Origin of the sequence: Saccharophagus degradans 2-40 (assembly GCF_000013665.1) — a bacterium.
GTDB classification, from domain to species: domain Bacteria; phylum Pseudomonadota; class Gammaproteobacteria; order Pseudomonadales; family Cellvibrionaceae; genus Saccharophagus; species Saccharophagus degradans.
In genome coordinates, this window is sequence record NC_007912.1 from 4,305,006 (window position 1) to 4,327,127 (window position 22,122).

General features: G+C 49.1%; 19 protein-coding genes. 14 read left to right on the forward strand and 5 right to left on the reverse strand.

What is annotated here, in order from left to right; genetic code table 11:
* Positions 1–684: 684 nt before the first annotated feature.
* The 8 genes from pcnB to feoB all read left to right on the forward strand — a co-directional run bounded on the left by pcnB (position 685) and on the right by feoB (position 11,593).
* A complete protein-coding gene (gene pcnB / locus SDE_RS17660) occupies positions 685–2,016 on the forward strand; it encodes a polynucleotide adenylyltransferase PcnB (protein ID WP_011469847.1) in 1,332 nt (443 codons plus the stop codon).
* Positions 2,016–2,534, forward strand: a complete 519-nt coding sequence (gene folK, locus SDE_RS17665) for a 2-amino-4-hydroxy-6-hydroxymethyldihydropteridine diphosphokinase (protein WP_011469848.1) — start codon at positions 2,016–2,018, stop codon at positions 2,532–2,534. The genes pcnB and folK overlap by 1 nt, the downstream gene beginning before the upstream one ends.
* Before the next feature lie 63 nt (positions 2,535–2,597).
* The gene (locus SDE_RS17670; RefSeq protein WP_011469849.1) at positions 2,598–3,290 is read left to right on the forward strand and encodes a deoxynucleoside kinase; all 693 of its coding nucleotides are present in this window, start codon (positions 2,598–2,600) and stop codon (positions 3,288–3,290) included.
* 13 nt (positions 3,291–3,303) lie between these two features.
* Positions 3,304–4,116 (forward strand): 3-methyl-2-oxobutanoate hydroxymethyltransferase, encoded by an 813-nt coding sequence (gene panB / locus SDE_RS17675; protein WP_011469850.1) that lies wholly within the window; start codon positions 3,304–3,306, stop codon positions 4,114–4,116.
* A gap of 155 nt (positions 4,117–4,271) precedes the next feature.
* Complete coding sequence (ppc, locus tag SDE_RS17680; protein WP_011469851.1) at positions 4,272–6,893, forward strand: phosphoenolpyruvate carboxylase; 2,622 nt, start codon at positions 4,272–4,274, stop codon at positions 6,891–6,893.
* 201 nt (positions 6,894–7,094) lie between these two features.
* Positions 7,095–9,044, forward strand: a complete 1,950-nt coding sequence (dxs, locus tag SDE_RS17685) for a 1-deoxy-D-xylulose-5-phosphate synthase (protein WP_011469852.1) — start codon at positions 7,095–7,097, stop codon at positions 9,042–9,044.
* A 258-nt stretch (positions 9,045–9,302) separates the two neighbouring features.
* Entirely contained in the window at positions 9,303–9,530 is a 228-nt protein-coding gene (locus tag SDE_RS17690; RefSeq protein ID WP_011469853.1) for a FeoA family protein, read from the forward strand.
* Positions 9,531–9,541: 11 nt separating this feature from the next.
* Positions 9,542–11,593, forward strand: coding sequence for a ferrous iron transport protein B (gene feoB, locus SDE_RS17695; protein ID WP_011469854.1), 2,052 nt, complete (start codon positions 9,542–9,544; stop codon positions 11,591–11,593).
* Positions 11,594–11,642: 49 nt separating this feature from the next.
* On the opposite strand, the gene SDE_RS17700 is transcribed toward feoB, so the two are convergent.
* The 3 genes from SDE_RS17700 to ilvA form a co-directional block, all read right to left on the reverse strand.
* A complete protein-coding gene (locus SDE_RS17700; RefSeq protein WP_011469855.1) occupies positions 11,643–13,928 on the reverse strand; it encodes a CHASE domain-containing protein in 2,286 nt (761 codons plus the stop codon).
* 148 nt (positions 13,929–14,076) lie between these two features.
* Positions 14,077–14,982 (reverse strand): aldo/keto reductase, encoded by a 906-nt coding sequence (locus SDE_RS17705; protein WP_011469856.1) that lies wholly within the window; start codon positions 14,980–14,982, stop codon positions 14,077–14,079.
* 42 nt (positions 14,983–15,024) lie between these two features.
* Positions 15,025–16,536, reverse strand: coding sequence for a threonine ammonia-lyase, biosynthetic (gene ilvA, locus SDE_RS17710; RefSeq protein ID WP_011469857.1), 1,512 nt, complete (start codon positions 16,534–16,536; stop codon positions 15,025–15,027).
* Positions 16,537–16,705: 169 nt separating this feature from the next.
* Between ilvA and rpiA the strand changes: the two genes are divergently transcribed.
* The 6 genes from rpiA (at position 16,706) to SDE_RS17740 (ending at position 20,101) form a co-directional block, all read left to right on the forward strand.
* Complete coding sequence (rpiA, locus tag SDE_RS17715; protein WP_011469858.1) at positions 16,706–17,386, forward strand: ribose-5-phosphate isomerase RpiA; 681 nt, start codon at positions 16,706–16,708, stop codon at positions 17,384–17,386.
* A gap of 30 nt (positions 17,387–17,416) precedes the next feature.
* Positions 17,417–18,652 carry a phosphoglycerate dehydrogenase gene (gene serA / locus SDE_RS17720; protein ID WP_011469859.1) on the forward strand — a complete coding sequence of 412 codons (1,236 nt, stop codon included), beginning with the start codon at positions 17,417–17,419 and terminating at the stop codon, positions 18,650–18,652.
* A 137-nt stretch (positions 18,653–18,789) separates the two neighbouring features.
* On the forward strand, positions 18,790–19,074 hold the full coding sequence (locus SDE_RS17725; RefSeq protein WP_011469860.1) for a hypothetical protein: 285 nt from the start codon (positions 18,790–18,792) through the stop codon (positions 19,072–19,074).
* A gap of 32 nt (positions 19,075–19,106) precedes the next feature.
* Positions 19,107–19,502 carry a DUF3465 domain-containing protein gene (locus SDE_RS17730; RefSeq protein WP_011469861.1) on the forward strand — a complete coding sequence of 132 codons (396 nt, stop codon included), beginning with the start codon at positions 19,107–19,109 and terminating at the stop codon, positions 19,500–19,502.
* 75 nt (positions 19,503–19,577) lie between these two features.
* Complete coding sequence (locus SDE_RS17735) at positions 19,578–19,802, forward strand: DUF6500 family protein (RefSeq protein ID WP_011469862.1); 225 nt, start codon at positions 19,578–19,580, stop codon at positions 19,800–19,802.
* Positions 19,803–19,819: 17 nt separating this feature from the next.
* A complete protein-coding gene (locus SDE_RS17740) occupies positions 19,820–20,101 on the forward strand; it encodes a hypothetical protein (protein ID WP_011469863.1) in 282 nt (93 codons plus the stop codon).
* Positions 20,102–20,109: 8 nt separating this feature from the next.
* Here the strand turns inward: SDE_RS17740 and dhbA are convergent, their stop codons facing one another.
* Together dhbA and SDE_RS21585 are read right to left on the reverse strand one after the other, a co-directional pair.
* Positions 20,110–20,856, reverse strand: a complete 747-nt coding sequence (gene dhbA, locus SDE_RS17745) for a 2,3-dihydro-2,3-dihydroxybenzoate dehydrogenase (protein ID WP_011469864.1) — start codon at positions 20,854–20,856, stop codon at positions 20,110–20,112.
* Positions 20,856–22,121, reverse strand: a complete 1,266-nt coding sequence (locus SDE_RS21585; RefSeq protein WP_011469865.1) for an MFS transporter — start codon at positions 22,119–22,121, stop codon at positions 20,856–20,858. Before SDE_RS21585 ends, dhbA begins: the two co-directional genes overlap by 1 nt.
* Position 22,122 lies beyond the last annotated feature (1 nt).

Here is a 22,122-nt window from a genome sequence, read left to right on the forward strand (position 1 = left end):
ACATTCGGCGCTTTATGGCGTCGAAGTTCCTGTGAGGCATGGTTTCACCTGTGTAATAGCCTCATACGAAGTAGCACTATTGCAATTTTAGATGCCACACTTTAGTATTAATTAAGGTTTTTGATACCCCTCGACACAGATTTGTTACCAAACGAAAACTTGTTACCCCTTCCCAAACTTCGTAACAACTCCCGACACAGAAAGTAACGATTCTAAATAGCTAAATCTAATAAAAAAATCGCCATCCTTTGTAACCCATTGTTTTAAAAAGCATTTCCATTGTTGGCACGCCCCGTGCACTTACTAAGACCATCATAACAACAACAAACAATAATAAAAAAAGTACACATAACTAATAACAACAATAAACAATAATAAAAGTAAGTAAGAAAATATAATAACAACAAGAAATAATAATAAGAGAAAGCGTATAAAACTGACTTTGCGTACCTTTGGAGAGGGCTTGCTGAAAAGCATTTTATCGGACATGGATGTGTCCTACTGACAACAAAAATAGAACTGACAACAAACAATAAAAATATATTTGGCGGGAAAGCATGTCTTTCCCGTTTTAGTTTTCCCCCCTTGCAAATCCCCGTAAACCAAACCAAAGTATAGGCCGCCCAATGAGTGTGGTAGACTTGGCCAAATTTCACTAACACCCACAATAGACCTTAACGCACTATGCTGAAAAAGCTGTTCAAGCTGTTCGAGCCCTCCGCCGCCGCGAGCCAAACGATTGCAGAGCAAGATCACGGTATCGATTCGCACGACATAAGCCATGCTTCATATAAAACTATCGAGCAATTGCAACGCGCAGGCTACGAGGCCTACCTTGTGGGTGGCGGCGTTCGCGACTTACTGCTCGATGCCGACCCCAAAGATTTCGACGTAGCCACCAGCGCTACCCCCGAACAAGTTAGAAAGGTATTTCGCAACGCCCGCATAATTGGCAAGCGCTTTCGCATAGTTCACGTACGCTTTGGCCGCGAAATCATTGAGGTAACTACCTTTCGCGGGTCCCATACCGATGCGCGCTCTAGCCGCGACGCCAGCCAGTCCGATACTGGCGTCTTACTACGCGACAATGTTTATGGCGATATCAAATCCGACGCTATGCGCCGCGATTTCACCATTAACGCCCTGTATTACAACCCAATTAACGGCGAAGTACTCGACTTTTGCGGCGGCCTAAAAGACCTTAAAAACCGTACAATTCGCATTATTGGCGACCCAGAAGAACGCTACAAAGAAGACCCCGTGCGTTTACTGCGCGCCGCGCGCTTTGCCGGCAAGCTGGGCTTCAACATAGACCCGGTAACCGAAAAACCCATTCGCGAGCACGCCGACTACCTAGCCCACATACCTTCTGCACGCTTGTTCGAAGAAGTGCTTAAGCTGTTTATGTCTGGCCAAGCCACCGCTACGCTAAACAAACTGCGTGACTACGACCTGTTTAAATACCTATTTCCTGCAACCAACCACTGTTTAGATCACGGTACAGATTTCGATCGCAGACTAGTCGAGCAAGCAACAATCAATACCGATAAACGCATTCGTCAGGGCAAGCGTATTACACCTGCGTTTATTTACGCCGCGTTTTTGTGGTCGCCACTGCAAGCCAGCATGCGCCCACTTATTCAAGACCAAAAAATGTCGCCGCAAGAAGCCATGCTCCAGGCCAGCCAAGGCATTATTAGCCAGCAGTTGGCTTGCACGGCTATTCCTAAACGCTTTCTAATTCCAATGCGTGACATTTGGCAGCTGCAATTACGCTTGCCCCGCAGAGATCGCGGCAAAGCCTACGCCACCCTCGAGCACCAGCGTTTTCGTGCAGGTTACGACTTTTTATTATTGCGTGAGGAAGCTGGCGAGAATGTTGAAGGCCTAGGGGATTGGTGGACAAAATTCCAATTCGCACCGGAAGAAGAGCGCGAGGCGATGATTGCGCAAATTGCACCGCCGCGCCGCCGCAACCCGCGCAAACGACGCAGCAAAAAACCCGCGCAAAGCTAATGAACAAAATAGCATCGCAAGCGCCCACGCCTAATACTGCGTATATAGGCTTGGGCAGCAATCTCGCCTCGCCTATGCAACAGCTCACCGAAGCCTGCAAAGCTATTCGCCATAGTGAAGGTATCACGCTTGAAGCCATTTCGCCTTGGTACCAAAGCGTGGCGGTGGGGCCAGAGCAGCCTGACTACATTAACGGCGCGGTCAAAATTACCACCACACTCGAGCCCGAAGCACTGCTCGATACGCTGCAAGCTATAGAATTGGCACACGGGCGCGAGCGAAAAATTCACTGGGGGCCGCGCACACTAGATTTAGATATTTTGCTCTATGGCGACCAGCAAATTAATACCGATCGCCTCACCGTACCGCACGCGTATATGTGTGAGCGCAATTTTGTTGTATACCCCTTAGCAGATATAGCCCCTAATTTAACGCTGCCAAATGGAACAACATTAACGCAATTAAAGTTGAATCTTGGCGAAGCAGGCTTGCGCAAGCTAACTAAAAGCGCAATATAATTGCTGCACCTGAACATTAGCCGCCGACTAAACCGCACAAATTAATCCGAGAGACCATAAAAAGTGAGTGATGCAAAAGCTTGGCAAGTAGACCTTTCCAACCAAACGCTACCGCGTTTTATTGCTGTGGAAGGCCCTATAGGTGTGGGCAAAACCACACTGGCAAAACAACTTGCGCAAACATTTAATTACGACACCCTTTTAGAGCGAGCGGAAGAAAACCCGTTTTTACCGCGCTTTTATGCCAACGAACACAACTCTGCCTTGCCCACTCAGCTGTTTTTTTTATTCCAGCGAGTACAACAAATAAACGATTTAAAGCAGGATGATATTTTTCAGCCTGTGCGCGTTGCAGATTTTTTAATCGATAAAGATCGCCTGTTCGCCGAGGTTACCCTCGACGAAGAAGCCATGCGCCTGTACGACCAAGTGTACAACCACATGACCATCAACGCGCCCAAACCCGATTTAGTGGTTTACTTACAGGCGCCAGAGGATGTACTTGTCGAGCGAATTAAAAAGCGTGGCATTCAAAACGAGCAAGCCATAAGCCCAGAATACTTGCACCAACTCAACGAAGCTTACACACGTTTTTTCCACTACTACGAAGATGCGCCGTTATTAATTGTTAACGCTGCAGATATAGACTGGGTAAACAACCCCAACGATTACACCCACTTAGTAGAGTACATGTTAAGCATTAAAAACGGCCGACATTACTACAATCCACAACCCATCATCCCTGGGGTTGAATAAGGAGTAACAACCTATGGTGTACACAGCTACTCCACTCGAGAAAAAAGTCACCGTCAACACGCTGCGCAAAATGAAAGCGGACAAAGAAAAATTCATCACCGTTGCGCTATACGATGCGCCAATGGCAGCCATGGCACAAAAGTGCGGCGTAGAAGTTGTACTAATTGGCGATAGCCTAGGTATGACGGTACTAGGTTACGACAGCACCGTGCCCGTCACCATGGAACAAATGATCTACCACATAGAAGCGGTAGCACGTGGTAACAGCCGCTCACTTATTATTGGCGACCTGCCATTTATGACCTATGCCACGGTAGAGCAAACCATGATTAACGCCACCCGCGTCATGCAGGCGGGCGCGCATATGGTAAAAATGGAAGGCGGCGCTTGGCTGGTCGATTCGGTACGTATGCTGTCCGAGCGCGGCATTCCCGTTTGCGCCCACCTTGGCCTTACCCCGCAATCGGTAAATAAATTTGGCGGCTTCCGCGTGCAGGGGCGCTCCGAAGAGCAAGGCGAACAAATAATCGCCGATGCCCTCGCGCTAGAAGAAGCGGGTGCAGACTTACTGGTATTGGAATGTATACCTGCGGAACTGGGTGCAAGAGTGACTCAAGCGCTTAGCATCCCCACCATAGGTATTGGCGCTGGTATTGGCACAGACGCACAGGTACTGGTAATCAACGATATTCTTGGGCTTACCGAGTTCCCGCCCAAATTTTCTAAAAACTTCCTACTAGAAGCCAAAGATATACCCGGCGCACTGCAAAAGTACGCAGCAGACGTTAAATCCGGTGTATTCCCTGGCCCAGAGCAGCAGTTTTAATACAAGCTTGGCTTAGCTTTTGCGTATCTATCGCTAAGCCACCTACTTACAACCCCACTTACACTTAGTAGTGCAAATGCGAGGCATTTCACCTTTTGCTGCACTTGCACTACAATTGCTCCCCCTTATATCAAGTATCGAGGATTACTCTTCAGATGGGAAAACTACCAGAAAGATTACGTGAGAACGTTCGCATACTAGGCGACCTACTTGGCGAGACACTGCTTGAGCACGAAGGCCCCGCACTGTTTAGGAAGGTAGAAGAAATTCGCGCTTTGGCGAAATCCTTAAACAAAGGCACCGCCAGCGACGCGAGCCAGTTGGTAGACTTACTTAGCCAGCTTGAAGATAAGGACATCCTGCCCATTGTGCGCGCGTTCAACCAGTTTTTGAACCTGGCGAACATTGCTGATTTAGAATACTTCTCCAGTGCCGACGCTCAGGATAACGACGGCCTAGATACACTGCTTACCAAATTAAGCAGTGATGTGGGCAAAGACCAGCTCTACGACCTAATGAGCACACTGCGCATAGACTTAGTACTTACTGCGCACCCCACAGAAGTTACCCGTCGCACACTTATTCGCAAATACGAAAAAATTGCACGCACCCTTTCGGACCTCACCCGCGGTGACTTGCTCACCTATGAGTCAAATAAACTGCAAGGTCGCCTGCACCGCTTAGTGGAAGAAGTGTGGAACACCAACGAAATTCGCGACGAACGCCCAACGGCTGTCGACGAAGCTAAATGGGGTTTTGCGGTAATCGAAAATAGCTTATGGCACGCCGTGCCAGACTTTATTCGCCATTTCGACCGTTTAAGCCGCCGCCGTTTGGGGCAGGCATTACCCCTCGACCTCCAACCGTTTAAGTTTTACTCGTGGATGGGCGGCGATCGCGACGGCAACCCCAATGTTACCCATAAGGTAACAGAAGAAGTGATTATGCTGGGCCGCTGGAAAGCCGCAGATTTATACCTGCAGGATTTATACGAGCTAGGCGGCGATTTAAGTATGCACGAAGCAAGCGACGAACTGCTTGCCAACCTACCCAACGGCGCCAGTCCAACCCCATACCGCGAGCGCTTACACGCCCTGCGCAAGCGTTTGGAAGTTACCCTAGACTGGACCGAGCGCACGCTAGCCGGCGAGAACCTTCCCGAGCCAGAAAACGCAATTCATCACCGCGACGACTTGCTCAAGCCACTGTTAGATATTCACAGCTCGCTAATTGAATCTGGCTTCGAGCACATTGCCAACGGCCCTATTAGCGACACCTTGCGCCGTATCTACGCCTTCGGCATTAGCCTTGCCCCACTCGATATTCGCCAAGACAGCGACCGCCATGTGCAAGTACTAGACGAGCTCACTAACTACCTAGAAATGGGCAGCTATCGCGAGTGGGATGAAGAGAAGCGACAAGCGTTCTTGCTAGAGCAGTTAAATAGCAAGCGTCCACTACTTCCTGCTAACTGGCCTGTGTCCGACGATTCAGCCGAAGTGCTGGCTACCTGCAAAGCTATTGCGCGCCAACCGCAGGAAACCTTGTCACACTATGTAATATCTATGGCCCGCCAAGCGTCGGATGTACTTTCGGTAGCATTGCTACTTAAAGAATCTGGTGTAACCTGGGATATGCCCATTGTGCCCCTGTTCGAAACCCTTAGCGACCTCGAAAACGGCGCATCGGTAATGAACACACTTTGGCAAATGCACTGGTACCAGCGCTACACCCAAGGCCACCAAACCGTAATGATTGGCTACTCAGACTCAGCCAAAGACGCCGGTAAGTTCTCTGCCACTTGGGCTCAATACAAGTGCCAAGAAAAACTCGTAGACCTAGCCAACCAGTACGAAATTAACCTAGTACTGTTCCACGGACGAGGCGGCACAGTGGGTCGCGGCGGCGGCCCAGTAGAAAAAGCCATGGCTTCGCAGCCACCGGGTTCTGTCGCTGGCCGCATTCGCGTAACCGAGCAGGGCGAGATGATTCGCTACAAGTTTGGCTTACCGCGCGTTGCCTTCCGCAGCTTAAGCAATTACGCCTGCGCTACAATCAAGGCCACGGTAACGCCAAACCCAGCACCCAAAGAGCAGTGGCGTGCACTTATTGAAGACATGTCTGATGCAAGTTTGGAGGGCTACCGCTCCATCGTGCGCGGCCACAAGCACTTTGTGCCTTACTTCCGCAGCTTAACCCCTGAGCAAGAGCTAAATAAACTGGCATTGGGTTCGCGCCCCGCCAAACGCAAAGCCACCGGCGGCGTGGAAAGCTTGCGCGCAATCCCATGGGTATTTGCCTGGACGCAAGTGCGCCTCAACCTACCCGGCTGGCTCGGCGCCCATCAGGCATTGCAACATGCACTTAAAGAGCAGCCCGACCTGCTGCAAGAAATGCTGACCGAATGGCCATTTTTCTCCAGCTTTATCGACCTGCTAGAAATGGTACTAGGTAAAGCCGACAGTGCTATTTGCGGCCACTACGAACGCCAGCTAGTGGATGAAGAGTACCGTGATTTGGGTGAATTCTTGCGCGGCGATCTTGTGGCCTTGGCCCAGCTGATTAAAGAAATTAAGAATCAGCCAGCCCTGCTAGAAGACGACCCCATGTTGCAGCAGTCCATCAATGTGCGTAAGCCCTATATCGACCCGCTCAACTACTTACAAGCAGAGCTACTTAAGCGTGAGCGCAGCGCGGGCGAAATAAGCCCAGAGCTTGAGCAAGCGCTTAAAGTAACCATGGCCGGTATTTCTGCAGGTATGCGTAACACAGGCTAACACCGCCTATCAAACCGCTCGCGTGCACCGGCGCGCGAGCGGTTTCCTCCCCAATTACACCACCTGTACCTCGTCTTATATCCCATCTGACAAAACCACTGCCAATTAAACCTTTCAAAAGGCTAGCGCTAACAATACAATTGCGGGTTATCGCCTAAATAATTACTTTGGGCACAAACCTGCAATACGTGTAATCTGTTAATGTTTGACCAAATTCCGACGCAGCGCCCGAATACCCCTCTTCTGGATGTCGTAGACACCCCAGCACGCCTGCGTGAATTAAGCGAAAAGCAACTCCCCCAGCTAGCCAAAGAACTGCGTGAATATTTGCTGTATACCGTAGGTCAAACCGGCGGCCATTTCGGCGCAGGTTTAGGGGTTGTAGAGCTAACCGTCGCTTTGCACTATGTGTTAAACACCCCAGATGACAGGCTAGTATGGGATGTAGGCCACCAAACTTACCCCCATAAAATTCTTACCGGCCGCCGCGAGCAAATGTCCAGCATTCGCCAACTAGACGGCCTATCGGGTTTCCCCAAGCGCAGCGAAAGCGAGTTCGATACCTTTGGCGTTGGCCATTCAAGTACGTCGATAAGCGCAGCCCTAGGCATGGCACTCGCCGCCGAAATGACCGACAACCAGCAACAAACAGTGGCGGTAATAGGCGACGGCTCCATGACCGCAGGCATGGCCTTCGAAGCGCTAAACCACGCCGCGCACGCCGACACCAATATGATGGTGATATTGAACGACAACAATATGTCGATCTCTAAAAATGTGGGCGGGCTGGCCAATTACTTCTCTAAAATTTGGGCAAGTAAAACATACTGCGCCTTGCGCGAGGGTAGTAAGCGCGTACTTACCAAAATTCCACAGGCTTGGGAACTCGCTCGAAAAACCGAAGAGCACATGAAAGGCATGGTATCCCCGGGTACCCTATTCGAAGAATTGGGGTTTTACTATGTGGGCCCCATCGACGGCCACGACTTAGAGCGCTTGGTACACGATATTCGCAATATGCTCGCCATCCCCGGCCCCAAGCTGCTGCACATCATTACTCAAAAGGGCAAGGGTTTTACCCCCGCCGAAAAAGACCCTGTTGGCTACCACGCACTCAATAAAATAGAGCCTAAAGCCAGCATCACCCCCATTAGCGCCAGCGGCGGCGCTGAAGCCCCCGCAGCTAGCACAATTAAAAAGCCCAAATACCAAACCGTATTTGGCGACTGGTTATGCGATCTCGCAGAAGTCGACCCCTTCGTATTAGGTATTACACCAGCAATGTGCGATGGCAGCGGCATGGTAGAATTTGCCGAGCGCTTCCCCGACCGCTTTCACGATGTCGCCATTGCCGAACAACACGCCGTAACCCTAGCCGCAGGCTTAGCATGTGAAAAATTCAAACCTGTTGTAGCCATATATTCCACCTTTTTACAGCGCGCGTACGATCAACTGGTGCACGACGTAGCATTGCAAAACCTCGATGTTACCTTTGCCATCGACCGCGCCGGCCTAGTAGGTGAAGACGGCCCAACACATGCGGGCGCATTCGATATAAGCTTTTTGCGCTGCATACCCAAAATAATTATTGCCACGCCTAGCGACGAAAACGAATGTCGCCAATTGCTGTTTAGCGCTTACCACCACCCAGGTGCAGCCGCCGTACGCTACCCGCGCGGCACAGGCCCCGGCGCCGTCATCGAATTAGAAAACCAGCACTGGCCCATAGGCAAAGGTCGCGAGCTGCGCCAAGGCAAAACCGTGTGTTTTATTAATTTTGGTGTGTTACTACCCGACGCCATAGCCGTTGCAGAAGCTAATAATTACGGCGTATGCGATATGCGCTGGGCCAAACCGCTAGATAAAGACCTACTGCTAAACATGGCAGAGCAATACGATTACCTAGTAACCCTCGAAGAAAACGCCGTCGCCGGCGGTGCGGGTGCAGGCGTAATGGAGCTTCTGGCCGCCGAAGGCATTAGCACCCCAGTATTGCCACTGGGCCTACCCGACGAGTACTTAGACCACGGCAAACGCAGCCAGCTTTTACAAGCCGCCGGCCTAGACAGAGCGAGCATTAACCAGCGGATAAATCAATGGCTAAGCCGCCATAATGGCGCTGCGCACGATTCGCAAATACACAGCCTGTAAGCAATAAGCAGCATCCCCCCCTTTGCCTTAGCACTCCCCGTCAATGCCCTGCAATATGGCATTGACGCCTACTGTCACATTTATATTTCAATAACCCTTCAGCACACGCCGCAAGCGTAAATATATCGTTAATGCGAATTGTTATTAATTGAGTTCCGACTAAAATTAAGGCATCATGACCAATCAAAAGTCGGCCCCCGCTTTACACTACGCGCAGGCCACCCGCACATTTGCATTATTTGATGGCTGTATTGAATTATGACCCTAAACCAACTCTCCGAAGGCCAATCTGGCACAATTCACACGCTCGACACCGTGAACAACGCCCTTGTTCGTCAGTGTGGCACCCTTGGGCTTACCCCCGGTGCTTCGGTTCAGGTTTTGCGGCGCTCACGCGGTAATGGCCCAATGCAAATTAAATGTGCTGGCACGCTTTACGCCATTCGCGCCGACGAAGCCGCGCAAATTAACATTACGCTTGTATAGTAATAATCACAGTGAAAGAAATCGCCTTAATAGGTAGCCCAAACTGCGGCAAAACCACGCTCTTCAATCGCCTCACCGGCACCCGTCAACGCACTGGTAACTGGCCAGGTGTTACCGTCGAACGCAAAGATGGCAGGCTACCGCTACCCAGCGGTAACAGCGTGCAGGTTGTCGACTTACCCGGCATTTATTCTCTGCACGACGACATTCAAGGCATAGAAGCCCGTGTTGCACACACTTACGTGCAATCGAATAGCCCTGCATTGGTAATGGTTGTGCTCGACGCTACCCGCCTTGCGCGCCAGCTGTCGTTACTGCCAGATATTATCGCCACCGGTAAACCTGTGGTGCTGGTAGTAAATATGCTCGATAGCGCCGAAGCAGAGGGTATTCATGTAGATTTAGACTGCCTACGCCGCGAGACCGGGTTGCCTGTAGCCGGCGTAGTAAGTTCTACCGGCGAAGGGGTAGATAAATTAAAAACCCTTATCGATGAATTACTTATTTCCTACCCCGCAGGGCGCTTAGACTTCGATATCGCCGAGCTAGGTAAAAAAGTTTACCGCGAAACAGGCAAGCAAAGCCGCACAGAAAAAATAGACCGCTGGCTGCTACACCCCATTTACGCCCTACCTATTTTCTTGTTCGTTATGTACATGCTATTTACCATCGCGGTAAATTTAGGCGCTGTATTTATCGACTTCTTCGACATTATTTTAGGCAGCGTGTTTGTCGACGGCACCCGCTGGGCCACAGCCGCCCTAGGCGCGCCAGAGTGGCTGCAAGCTGTACTCGCCGACGGTATTGGCGGCGGCATTCAACTTGTTGGTACGTTTATACCCGTTATTGGCTGCCTGTATTTGTGTATGTCGGCCCTAGAAGATTCGGGCTACCTATCGCGCGCTGCCTTTGTTATCGACCGCCTTATGGCCAAAATTGGCTTGCCCGGCCAAGCGTTTATCCCCCTTATTATCGGCTTTGGCTGTAATGTGCCTGCGGTGATGGCATCGCGTGCACTGGGTCAGGCTAGCGCGCGTCTTACTACTATTTTTATTGCGCCGTTTATGTCCTGCGGGGCGCGGCTGTCGGTATATGTGTTTGTTGGTACGGCTTTTTTCCCAAGCCAAGCGCAAAACGCCATTTTTGCCCTCTACCTGCTAGGCATTGGCGTTGCCGTATTGTCCGCTTGGATTCTGCGCCGCAAACTATTTGGCGGCATGGTGGGCGCAAACATCGCCGAAATGCCCGCTTACCACCGCCCACTTATTCGCAACGTACTTACCCAAACCTGGCACCGCCTCTACTCTTTTATTTGGCGAGCAGGTAAACGTATTTTGGCGGTAGTGCTTATTCTTAACGTATTTTCATCTATGGGTACCGATGGCAGCTGGGGCAACCAAGACACCGAAAAGTCCATGCTGTCGGCCACAGGTAAAGTACTTACCCCCATGTTTACCCCAATGGGCGTAGGTGAGAATAACTGGCCAGCAACGGTGGGCTTATTTACCGGTCTGTTTGCTAAAGAAGTGGTGGTAGGCACGCTAGATACGCTTTACACGCCACCCGAAGTAATTGCCGAAGGCGATAAAATTGAAGCCCCAGATGTGTTAGCCGATACCCTTAGCGCATTTGCAGCGGTATGGAACAATTTAACAGGCCTTGCCGGCGCGCTAACCGATCCACTAGGTATTAGCTCAGCACAGGAAGACATAGCCAGCGAGCAGCCAGGTAGCTACCAGGCGATGAAAAATCTATTCCCCTCTGCATGGGGCGCTTTCTGCTATTTAGTGTTTATTTTGTTGTATGCGCCATGCGTGGCAACCATAGGTGTAATGCAAAAAGAAGCTGGGCAAGTATGGCTGGGGTTCTCGGTAGTGTGGAGCCTGTTACTTTCTTACTGGCTAGCCTCTAACCTATGGCACTTAAGCTTATTGGTTTCGGCCCCTCTCAGTGCAAGCCTGTGGATTATTGGCTCGTCGCTGGTTTTGTATATTTGTTACCGTTTAATAATGGCGCAAATGAAACGCGGCATTAAAGACCATATACCTGCCGTTAATTTATAACGGGCTTATTACACACTTAATACGCGACCCGTTAATTTCGGGTCGCTATTTACTGCTCTGCCTCGGTATCTATTGGCAGCCAAACACTAAAAACCGAGCCCCTGCCTACCTCACTTGTCACTTTAATACGGCCTCCGTGCAAGGTAACAAATTCGTGAACTAGGGCTAAACCCAATCCAGACCCCAAGCTGCCAGGCTGAAACTGCTCTCCCACCTGCTCAAAGCGCTGAAACACTTTAGCTACGTGTTCTTTAGCTATACCAATACCTGTGTCTCTCACGTTTATGCGCAAGGCTTGCTTACCTTTAGTTGTTTCTAATGCGTAGTCAATTTGTACTCTGCCTTCACGTGTAAAATTAATGGCATTCGCCCCCAAATTGATAAATATTTGCTTAAACCTTTGTTGGTCGGCAAGAATTGTGTTTAGTGGCGGTGTTTTAACTTTTATCTCTATGGGTTTATCGTCCACCAATGGCTGGAGCGTAGTTACAACCTCATCCATTGTTGCGGCAATATCAATTGGGGCCTTGGTTATTGTCATCTTGCCCGCTTCAACTTTCGCGAGATCTAACACATCATTAATCAAACCCAATAAGTGTTGCCCATTGCGCTCAATAACAGTAATTGCCGTTATTAGTTTTTGATCGTGGCTTGGCGAAAGTATTTTTAAACAGCGAACACTAAAGCCAATAATTGAATTAAGCGGAGTGCGCAATTCATGTGACATGCACGCTAGAAAATTGGTTTTAACGCTATTTGCATCTTTGGCTACCTGTAGCGCTTCTTCGAGCGCTAAGGTTTTCACCCTTACTTCGTGCTTGATTAGCGAGTGACTGTTTAGTATTTGTAAAATAAACAAGCCAAATACTATAACCACGATAAAGCCGATAATTAATACAAACCACACGGTTGACGTTTGATGCTGGGCTACATAATTCTCGCCTATGCTATAGCGTATTTGCCAAGTGCGCTGACCAAAATCAACACTGCGCACCACCTCATAGATCACCTTGCCAGTCTCACCCCCGTAGAGGGCTTGCGGGTCATCATTGGCCGTTACATCAGTGATCACAATACCAACTGTATCAATTACACTTTCCGGTACACCAGCAAGTAGTAAATCTTCTGCCCTGTAAACGCTCGATACAAAACTTGAAATTTTGTTGTTACTTTCTATGGGGGTAAATAACAAAAACGCTCGCTGATTACCGGTTTCTTGTACCAAAGTAATTGGCGCCGTGATTACCTCTGCGCGCGAGCTTATTAACTGCTGAATAGCTATCAACCTTTCAGAATTTGAACCTAAATCAAACCCCGCAGCGCGCCGGTTTGGCTCGAAGGGGAAAATATAATACACAGGGTAATAGCGCTCTCTAGTACTCGCCGACACCATCGAACCTTGATAAAGCTCCTTGAACTCAAAGCGCTCGCCTAAAGCTTGCGCCATGGCCTGCTCAAAAGTATGACGGCTTGCGTCGGCCACTACCGGTACCCAGCCAATACCTTGAGAGCCGGGAATATACTCGTACACACCTTGAGCGTAATGATTAAACTGCGTGTATTCCACCGCGGGAAAAGTTTCAAATAGCGATGCAATACTGCGCCCAGCAAAAGTGATGGCCTGCAACTGTTTAAGTATCGACTGATGCGCCGTTTCCACTTGCTCGTTAAAAACATTTTCAATTCGTTGCTCTTCAGCGGTACGCGATTGCACAAAGGTGAGACTAACCAGCGCAATTAATAATACGTAGAAACCCAAAAACACCAGGACCCTACGCGGGGCAGACCAATGGTCCGCCATACTCATTAACGATATAAATGGGGCAAAGGCCATTGCCCCTATCGCATCACCTATCCACCAGTGCAACCAATTTAAGCTCGCCGATTGTACGGGGACGATATCGAACGATACCAATGTAGAAATACCAACAGTAGGGGACATCAAACTAGCCAGGGGGCCTATGACCAAGGCTAGCTTAACAGGGTTAACCGTTATCGCGTCGCCGTGTGCCGAGAGTGCAAACCGCTTAGCGCAGTAGGACGCAAGCCCCGCCTGACACACCGCTCCAAGCGCGATAAACCCTGCGACAACCCAAGCAATCGAGGGCTGTAACAGCGAAGCATTAGAGAATTGAATATTGAGGTAAAAGGATGCGAAGAAAACGCCCAGAAGTGCTGGCCAACCAAAGCGAATACAGCAAATTACCGCCCAACCTGCGGCTGGCCAAATCGGGCTGGCGTAACCAGGGGGAATTGTAAAAAAGCCAGCGGCGGCACCGAGAAGCCAGTAACCCAGCCCAGCAAGCAGCATATAACCAACGGAGCGGGCGGTCATTCACACCATCCTATTAACCAAGTTAAACAAACACTGGCTTTAAGTATGGCACAAGATAAAAAACTAGCCGGCGCTAGCTTAACGGGTATAAAAAAGCCGGTGGGGAAAGCCACCGGCCTAGTTTAATCACACATGTAAGCCAATAGACCTATGGCACTGCCGCGCCGTTGCTGGCTTCCCATATTCGGTACCACTGCTCGCGGGTGAGGGCATATTGCTCGCTACTTGCAGCTTGGCGAATACGCTCGATTTTACTCGACCCCAATAGCGGGAACGGATTACAAGGCAAACCTAGCACCCAAGCATAAATAACTTGCTCGGCACAGCTGGCACCAACCTCTTCTTTAACAATATTCACCGCAGCCATAATGCGCTTGGCTTTTTCATCGGCGCCTGTCATTAGCTGCCCCGCCGCCAAACAGGACCACAACATAGGCCCAGTGCCGTACGCTTGCGCTTGTTCAAACACGCCCGAATCTAGCGCGCCCATATTGTAGGGCGAAAACTCTACTTGGTTGGTTATAAGCTTGTGATCGCAAGCTTGCTGCAAGGCTGCAAACTGGTGGGTGGTGAAGTTGGATACGCCAAAGTTGCGCACCTTGCCACTACTTTCTAGACGGTCGAACACTTCGGCTATTTCTTCCATTTCCATCAAGTAATCTGGGCGATGGATAAGCAGTAAATCAATGTATTGTGTTTTCAAATCACGTAGGGATTGCTCTACGCTGGCCACAATATGTTTGGGGCTGCTGTCGTAGTGGTTTACCGCCTTAGCGCCAAGCTTGCCAAACCCTACCGGCCTGATACCGCATTTGGTAACTATCTCCATACGATCGCGCAGTTCGGGTTTTAATGCCAGCGCTCGGCCAAAGGGCTCTTCACTGCGATACACCATGGCGTGATCCATAGTGGTAATGCCCAACTCTAAACACTGCTCTATAAACGCCAGCACCTCTTGGTCGTTCATACCCCAATCTTTTAATCGCCAAAAACCGGCAATTAAACGAGAAAACTCAAAGCCGTCTTCGGCCATACTTGCGCGTGAAACAGTCATAAATTACCTTTTAATATATTGGGCCTAGCTTTTAACGAAGTGCTACCCCAAGAAAAATGAATAGGCTTCGTTTTGGGTCTCATCCCAATAGGTGTAATTAAGTTCGTCGAGCAAATCTTTTAAGTCTTTGCGCTCGCCCTTAGGCACCTGCATGCCCACCAACACTCTGCCAAACGCCGCACCGTGGTTGCGGTAATGGAACATAGAAATATTCCAGCGCCCGGCAATTTTAGTTAAGAATTCCATTAGCGCACCTGGGCGCTCGGGGAACTCAAACCGATACACAATTTCATCTGGCACAGTTGCATGGCCGCCCACCATATAGCGAACGTGCAACTTGGCCACTTCGTTATCGGTCATATCCACTACATCATAACCGCCTTTTGTAAGCGTATTGACGATGTCTTCACGGTCGTTTTTATCGGGCGTTATTTGCAAGCCCACAAAAATGTGTGCCTGCTGATTATCGGCGTAGCGATAATTAAACTCGGTAATATTGCGCTTGCCCAAATCTTTACAGAATTTTTTATAGGCGCCGGGCTTTTCTGGCAGGGTAACGGCGAATATAGCTTCGCGTTTTTCGCCAAACTCAGTGCGTTCAGAGATATAGCGTAAACGGTCAAAGTTGGTGTTGGCGCCGCTATCAATGGCGATTAGCGTTTTATCTACACAGCCTGTACGCGCAACATATTTTTTTAAGCCCGCAAGAGAAAGCGCGCCCGCAGGCTCGGCAATAGAGCGGGTATCTTCGAATATATCTTTTATTGCCGCGCACATTTCGTCAGTGTTAACGGTTATAACTTCGTCGATGCACTCTTTAATTACGCGGTAGGTTTCTTTACCTATTTGCGCCACAGCCACGCCCTCGGCAAAAATACCCACACTGGGCAACACCGCACGGCGTTTTTTATCCATTGCCAATTTTAAACAGGCAGAATCTTCTGCCTCCACCGCTATGACCTTGGTTTCTGGGCGCACGTGCTTGATATAAGCCGCTACACCGGCACATAAGCCGCCGCCGCCAACAGGTACAAACACCACATCTATATCGCCGGGGTGCTGGCGCAATATCTCCATACCCACTGTGCCTTGGCCCGCGATCACGTCTGGGTCATCGAACGGGTGGATATAGGTAAGGCCTTTCTCTTCCACCAGTTTTTTAGCATGGGCTGCAGCTTCGTCGTAGGCGTCGCCCATTAGCACCACTTTGGCGCCGCGACGGCGCACCGCATCTACCTTAATAGCTGGCGTGGTGCGCGGCATAACAATAGTGGCCGCAACCCCCATATGCTTAGCAGCCAAAGCCAAACCTTGTGCATGGTTACCTGCAGAAGCAGCAATTACACCGACCTTTCTGGCCTCTTCGCTTAATAGGCGCAACTTGTTGTAGGCACCGCGAATTTTAAAAGAGAACACCGGCTGCAAGTCTTCGCGTTTAAGCAACACGTTGTTGCCTGTGCGAATAGAAATAAGCGGCACGGACTCTAGTGGGGTTTCTATGGCTAGATCGTATATTCGCGCATCTAATATGCGTTTAAGGTAAGTCTGGGGCATAGCCTACTCAATGATATGGCGGGTGGATTCGTTGCAAGAGCGCAAGTCTAAATCATGACGGCGTAATAGTCATGGATTGCCACCACCGGTTGTGGTTTGTGCGGCAAATTTGCCGTAAAATGGCGTCCCTCGCACCTGCTGTTGTCACATCTCACGCTACAGGCTCACCATGACTCAAGACGAATTGAAACAAGCTGTTGCTCAAGCGGCGCTAGACTATATTTTACCGCACCTAGAAGACGACATGATTTTGGGCATAGGTACCGGCTCTACAGCGCGCCTTTTTATCGATTTACTTGCCGCGCACAAGGGCAAGTTTGACGGCGCGGTTTCTAGCTCAGAGGCTTCCAGCGAGCAATTAAAGGGGCACGGCATACCCGTTTACGACCTAAACAGCGTAGATAGCCTACCTTTTTATATAGATGGTGCCGACGAGGCCAACGCCCAACTGCACCTTATTAAAGGCGGTGGCGCGGCCCTTACTCGCGAAAAAATTATTACCGCCGTAGCCGACAAATTTATCTGCATTGCCGATGCCAGCAAAGATGTAGACGTATTGGGCAAGTTCCCATTACCTGTAGAAGTGATTCCAATGGCGCGCGCGCATGTTGCTAGAGAAATAGTGAAATTGGGTGGCAACCCAGTACACCGCCAAGATTGCGTTACCGATAACGGTTGTCAAATACTGGATGTATACGACCTCGCCATCCACGACGCACCAGCACTTGAAGCTAAACTAAATAACATTGCCGGTGTGGTCACCAATGGGCTATTTGCCCTCAGGCCAGCCGATGTATTGCTTTTGGGCACAACGAACGGGGTAGAAACCCGATTTGCCGCCAAGCCGTAACCCTATTTTAAAATCTAAGTAGAGAAGATCATGACCGATAGCAAAACCTCGCTAAACAAAGACAAAATTAAATTTCTACTGCTGGAAGGCGTACACCAGTCCGCTGTAGACAGTTTGAAAAACGCCGGCTACACCAATATTGAGTACCACAAAGCGGCATTGAACGAAGACGAGCTAATAGAAGCAATAAAAGATGCACACTTTGTTGGCTTGCGTTCACGCACCCAGTTAACCCGCAAGGTATTTGAAAACGCGCCGAAATTAGTTGCTGCAGGTTGTTTCTGTATTGGTACCAACCAAGTAGACCTACAAGCCGCCACCGAGCACGGCGTAGCCGTATTTAACGCCCCCTACTCCAACACCCGCAGCGTGGCAGAACTGGTTATTGCTGAAGCAATTTTATTATTGCGCGGTATTCCGGCTAAAAATGCTGGCTGTCACCGCGGTGAATGGCAAAAAAGTGCCGAGGGCTCTTTCGAGATTCGCGGCAAAACCTTGGGCATTATTGGTTACGGCTCTATTGGTAGCCAAATGAGCGTACTGGCCGAATCTTTGGGTATGCGCGTATTTTTCTACGATGTTATCAACCGTTTGCCATTGGGCAACGCCGTACAGTGCAAATCGTTAAACGAACTGTTGGCCAAATCAGATGTTGTTAGCTTGCATGTACCCGAAACCGGCGCCACTAAAAACATGATTGGCGAGCGCGAAATTAACGCCATGAAGAAAGGCGCTATTTTACTTAACGCCTCACGCGGTACCGTTGTAGATATCGATGCCTTAGCTGCAGCCATGGAGAGCGGCCACATCGCAGGTTGCGCCATTGACGTATTCCCCGTTGAACCAAAAGGTAACAACGAAGAATTCCAAAGCCCATTGCGCGCGTTCGACAACGCTATTCTTACGCCGCACATTGGTGGCTCCACCATGGAAGCACAAGAGAACATTGGCTTTGAAGTAGCAGAAAAACTGGTAAAATACTCCGACAATGGCACCACCATCACCTCTGTAAACTTCCCAGAAGTAGCCTTGCCTTCGCACGACAAGGTGCACCGCTTGCTGCACGTACACAAAAACGTACCGGGTGTACTTACCGCGATTAACAAAATCTTCTCGGAAAGCGACATCAACATTTGCGGCCAGTACCTGCAAACCAACGACAAGCTGGGCTATGTGATTTTAGATGTAGATCGCGCCTACAGCGAGATGGCACTTGAGCAATTGCGTAAAGTGACTGGCACAATTCGCTGCCGAGTATTATTTTAAGTATTGCGCAATGCAAAACAATTAATCACCAACATAAAAACCGGTCTTAATGACCGGTTTTTTGTAACGGCTATTCGCACCAACCAAACAGCGCATTTACTCGCTAGCTATAATTAAAAAACAAGGAAGGAAAGGCAATGAATTTAGATAAATCTAAAAAACGTATAGCAAAAAAAGTAAAGATGGGGTTCCAAGGGTACCCGCAAATCGCCATCGAATATTTTGGCACTAACCCCAACTGCGCAAATGAAGTATCGATAAAGTTCACGCTAGAAGAGGGCGCACCAGTACAGGAGGAGCGCTTTTCCAGTAAAGACGACGTGCGCGAAAACGAAGTTATTCAATCTGCTATAGTTAAAATGATTGAACGCTCAGAAGCCAAAACGGTATTGCAAACAGCAGGCGTTACTCAATCACAGTAAACTCAACCATACCAACACGGGAGCAAGCCACCTTGAAAAAACTTTACATACTAACCGTAGTTTTTCTACTAAGCTTTGGCACCCTCGCATTCGCAGATGACCAGCGTTTACACATATTATTTTCACAGCAACAATCGGATGTACAAATACAAGGCGCCGGCACCGTTGTAAGAATACTGCCCGACGATACAGATGGCAGCCGCCATCAAAAGTTTATTGTAAAACTAGACTCCGGCCAAACGTTACTAATAGCTCACAATATAGATCTAGCCCCACGTGTAGCTAATCTACAAGAAGGAACTCGCATTGCCTTTTATGGCGAATACGAGTGGAACGCCAAAGGCGGAGTAATACACTGGACCCACAAAGCCCCACGCAATAACCATGAGCACGGCTGGCTTAAATATAATGGCGTTACGTACCAATGATCATATCCACCGCCACACCAACAGCCACACTAAATAATATGCCACTAGGTAATGCTTAAACTCAACGGATAGAAAATGCGACCAAGCCTTAGAGAAAAAATAATAGCCACTTGCAACAAAAAAATAGATGCCAAAGGCGAAAATGTGGGCCTATCTTTTTACGCATTTTTCAGCAATAAGAATGATGACCCCGAGCAGCTAATGGAAGCCGCAAGCTGGTGGATACTTACCCACAAACTTGACCACTTTGAGAAAGCCCATAAAATTAAAGCATTAGTTATTGCCGAAAAAATTAAATAACGCCAGTTGAGCGCCCTATGATAAATACCTTAAGAGTAATTATTGCAATATTTGTATTTAGCATTAGCGTCTATTTGGTGTACGACCTGTTCGTCAATGGCTTTAATGTATACGTGCTCGGCGCATCGCTGCTCGGCTTTGTGGCAGTACACTACATTTGGCCGCGCAAACACCCAGACGACGCTTCGTGGTTCGACGCCCTAGAAATAGTTTTCGACTTACCCTATCGAGCATTAGCCTTCACTCTGCGCAGCATTGGCCGTGCAGTGCATAAACCCGATATAGATATAGACCTATAAGCTTTGCTTTACCCGCCAAATGTCGCACCGCCGTCAACGGTAATGGTTTCCATGGTGATATGTCGCGCGTTATCTGAAAGTAAATACACAATGGTATTCGCGATGTCCTCTGGCTGAGCTATGCGTCTTAGAGGAATGCCTGTGCGAAAGGTTTGCTGGTTGCCCTTAATCGTATTGCTCTCGCCACTTTCATCTTGCCACAGCGCACGCTGCATTGGTGTATCTGTAGAGCCTGGTGCAACGATGTTACAGCGTATACCAAACTCGGCCAACTCCAAGCCTAAGCATTTAATAAATTGCGTTGTAGCGGCTTTAGAAGCGGCATAGGCGCCCATATCAATGCGCGGTGTTTTAGCCGCATTAGAACAAACAGCCACAATACTACCACCACCGCTCATGCGCATCGCTCGTCCAACGTAGCGGCACACGTGCATGGTACCAAATGTATTGACATTAAAAGTGTGTTGCCATTTTTCGAATGGCATTTCTAATAAACTGCCTGTGTGCAATACGCCTGCAGCATTGACTAAATAATCAATTTTGCCAAAGCGATTTACAATAGGGCAAACCGACGAAGCCACGTGTTTCTCGTCGGCAATATCTACCTCTTGCCGATTTTCTGTAAGTTGTGGCCAGTTGATATCCCACTCTATTACTTGTGCACCCAGTGCCATTAGCCTATCGGCTACCGCTCGGCCAATACCTTGTTTAGCGCCGGTAACCAGCGCAATTTTATTAACAAAATCCACTGTCACTATACGCCCACCTTAGCGGTATACCTGCTAACCAACGCAGTGCCAATTGCTACAACCAAAGCAATGCTGAACAACAACAGCGCCACCGATACATACACCGCACTGTAGCCCCACATTTGTACAATAGGCTGAGTTAACAACGGCGATATAAATTGACCTATAAAAACACTGGAGGTAATCGCCCCCATCGCCTTGCCCCTATGCGCCGGCGGAATAGCAGACATAACCCACATAACCACGTTGGGGCGCATTATGCCCAACCCGACACCAGCGATAGTTGCGGAAAAAAAACAAAGCGAGAATACTGGCTTAAAAGCAATAAACAAATAGCCAAGCGCGACCAAACTTAGGCCAGCAATTTGCAGCTGATAATAATTAAACCCGCGCCGCAACTTAGCGAAATTAAACGACACCAGAGACATAACCAATAGCATCCAAGTAATAATCATGCCCGCCAACGGTAAGCCGCCGATTGGAGCAATATTAGTCACATCGCTATAATAAAAGGGAAAGTGAATAGGCATCATATACAGTGCGAACACTTCGATACAGGCGAACGCACAGCACAAAGTAAGCACGCTATTTTTAATAGCCGTTGGCGATTGTCGAGGCGACTGTTGAGGCAATTGTAGATCTGCTTGTTGACCAGCCAGCAAGGATGCGCCACTCTCTTTGGCCTCGGTAGCGGGCTGCTGGGCTATAACCGGCTCGGTAATAAAAAACCAAATAAAAGGCAGCAGCAGCAGCGCCACAAAATAAATAGTAAATGGTAGTTGCCAACTAAAACCGGCCAACACACTGCCAAGCCCCATAAACACCACCCCACCAAAACTGCCAAAGGCTGCCATTAAGCCCATATATTTTGCGCGCTCTGGGCCGCTAAAATAATCCGCAATTAGCGCACCGCAGCTTACCATTACCCCCGCTACAGCAACACCAAGCAATAAACGGCCAATAAAAATGGCTAACAGGCTTTCATTTAATAAATAACCCGAGCCACCTGCCACGCCATAAATAGCAACGGATATTATTAGCACCAATTTTTTATGGGATTTATCTACAACCCAACCCACTAAAGGGGCAAGCAACACAATAACAAGCGCCGGCAAGGTGACCAATGACTTCACCAACCACTCGGCATTGGGGTAACCGCTAAATGCGCTTAACATACCCGGCAACGCTGGGGCGATAGTTGCACCGGCCATTACCGTAAGCGTACTGGTTAATAGTAAAAAACAATTTCTGTAACGATAGTTGCTGCTCATT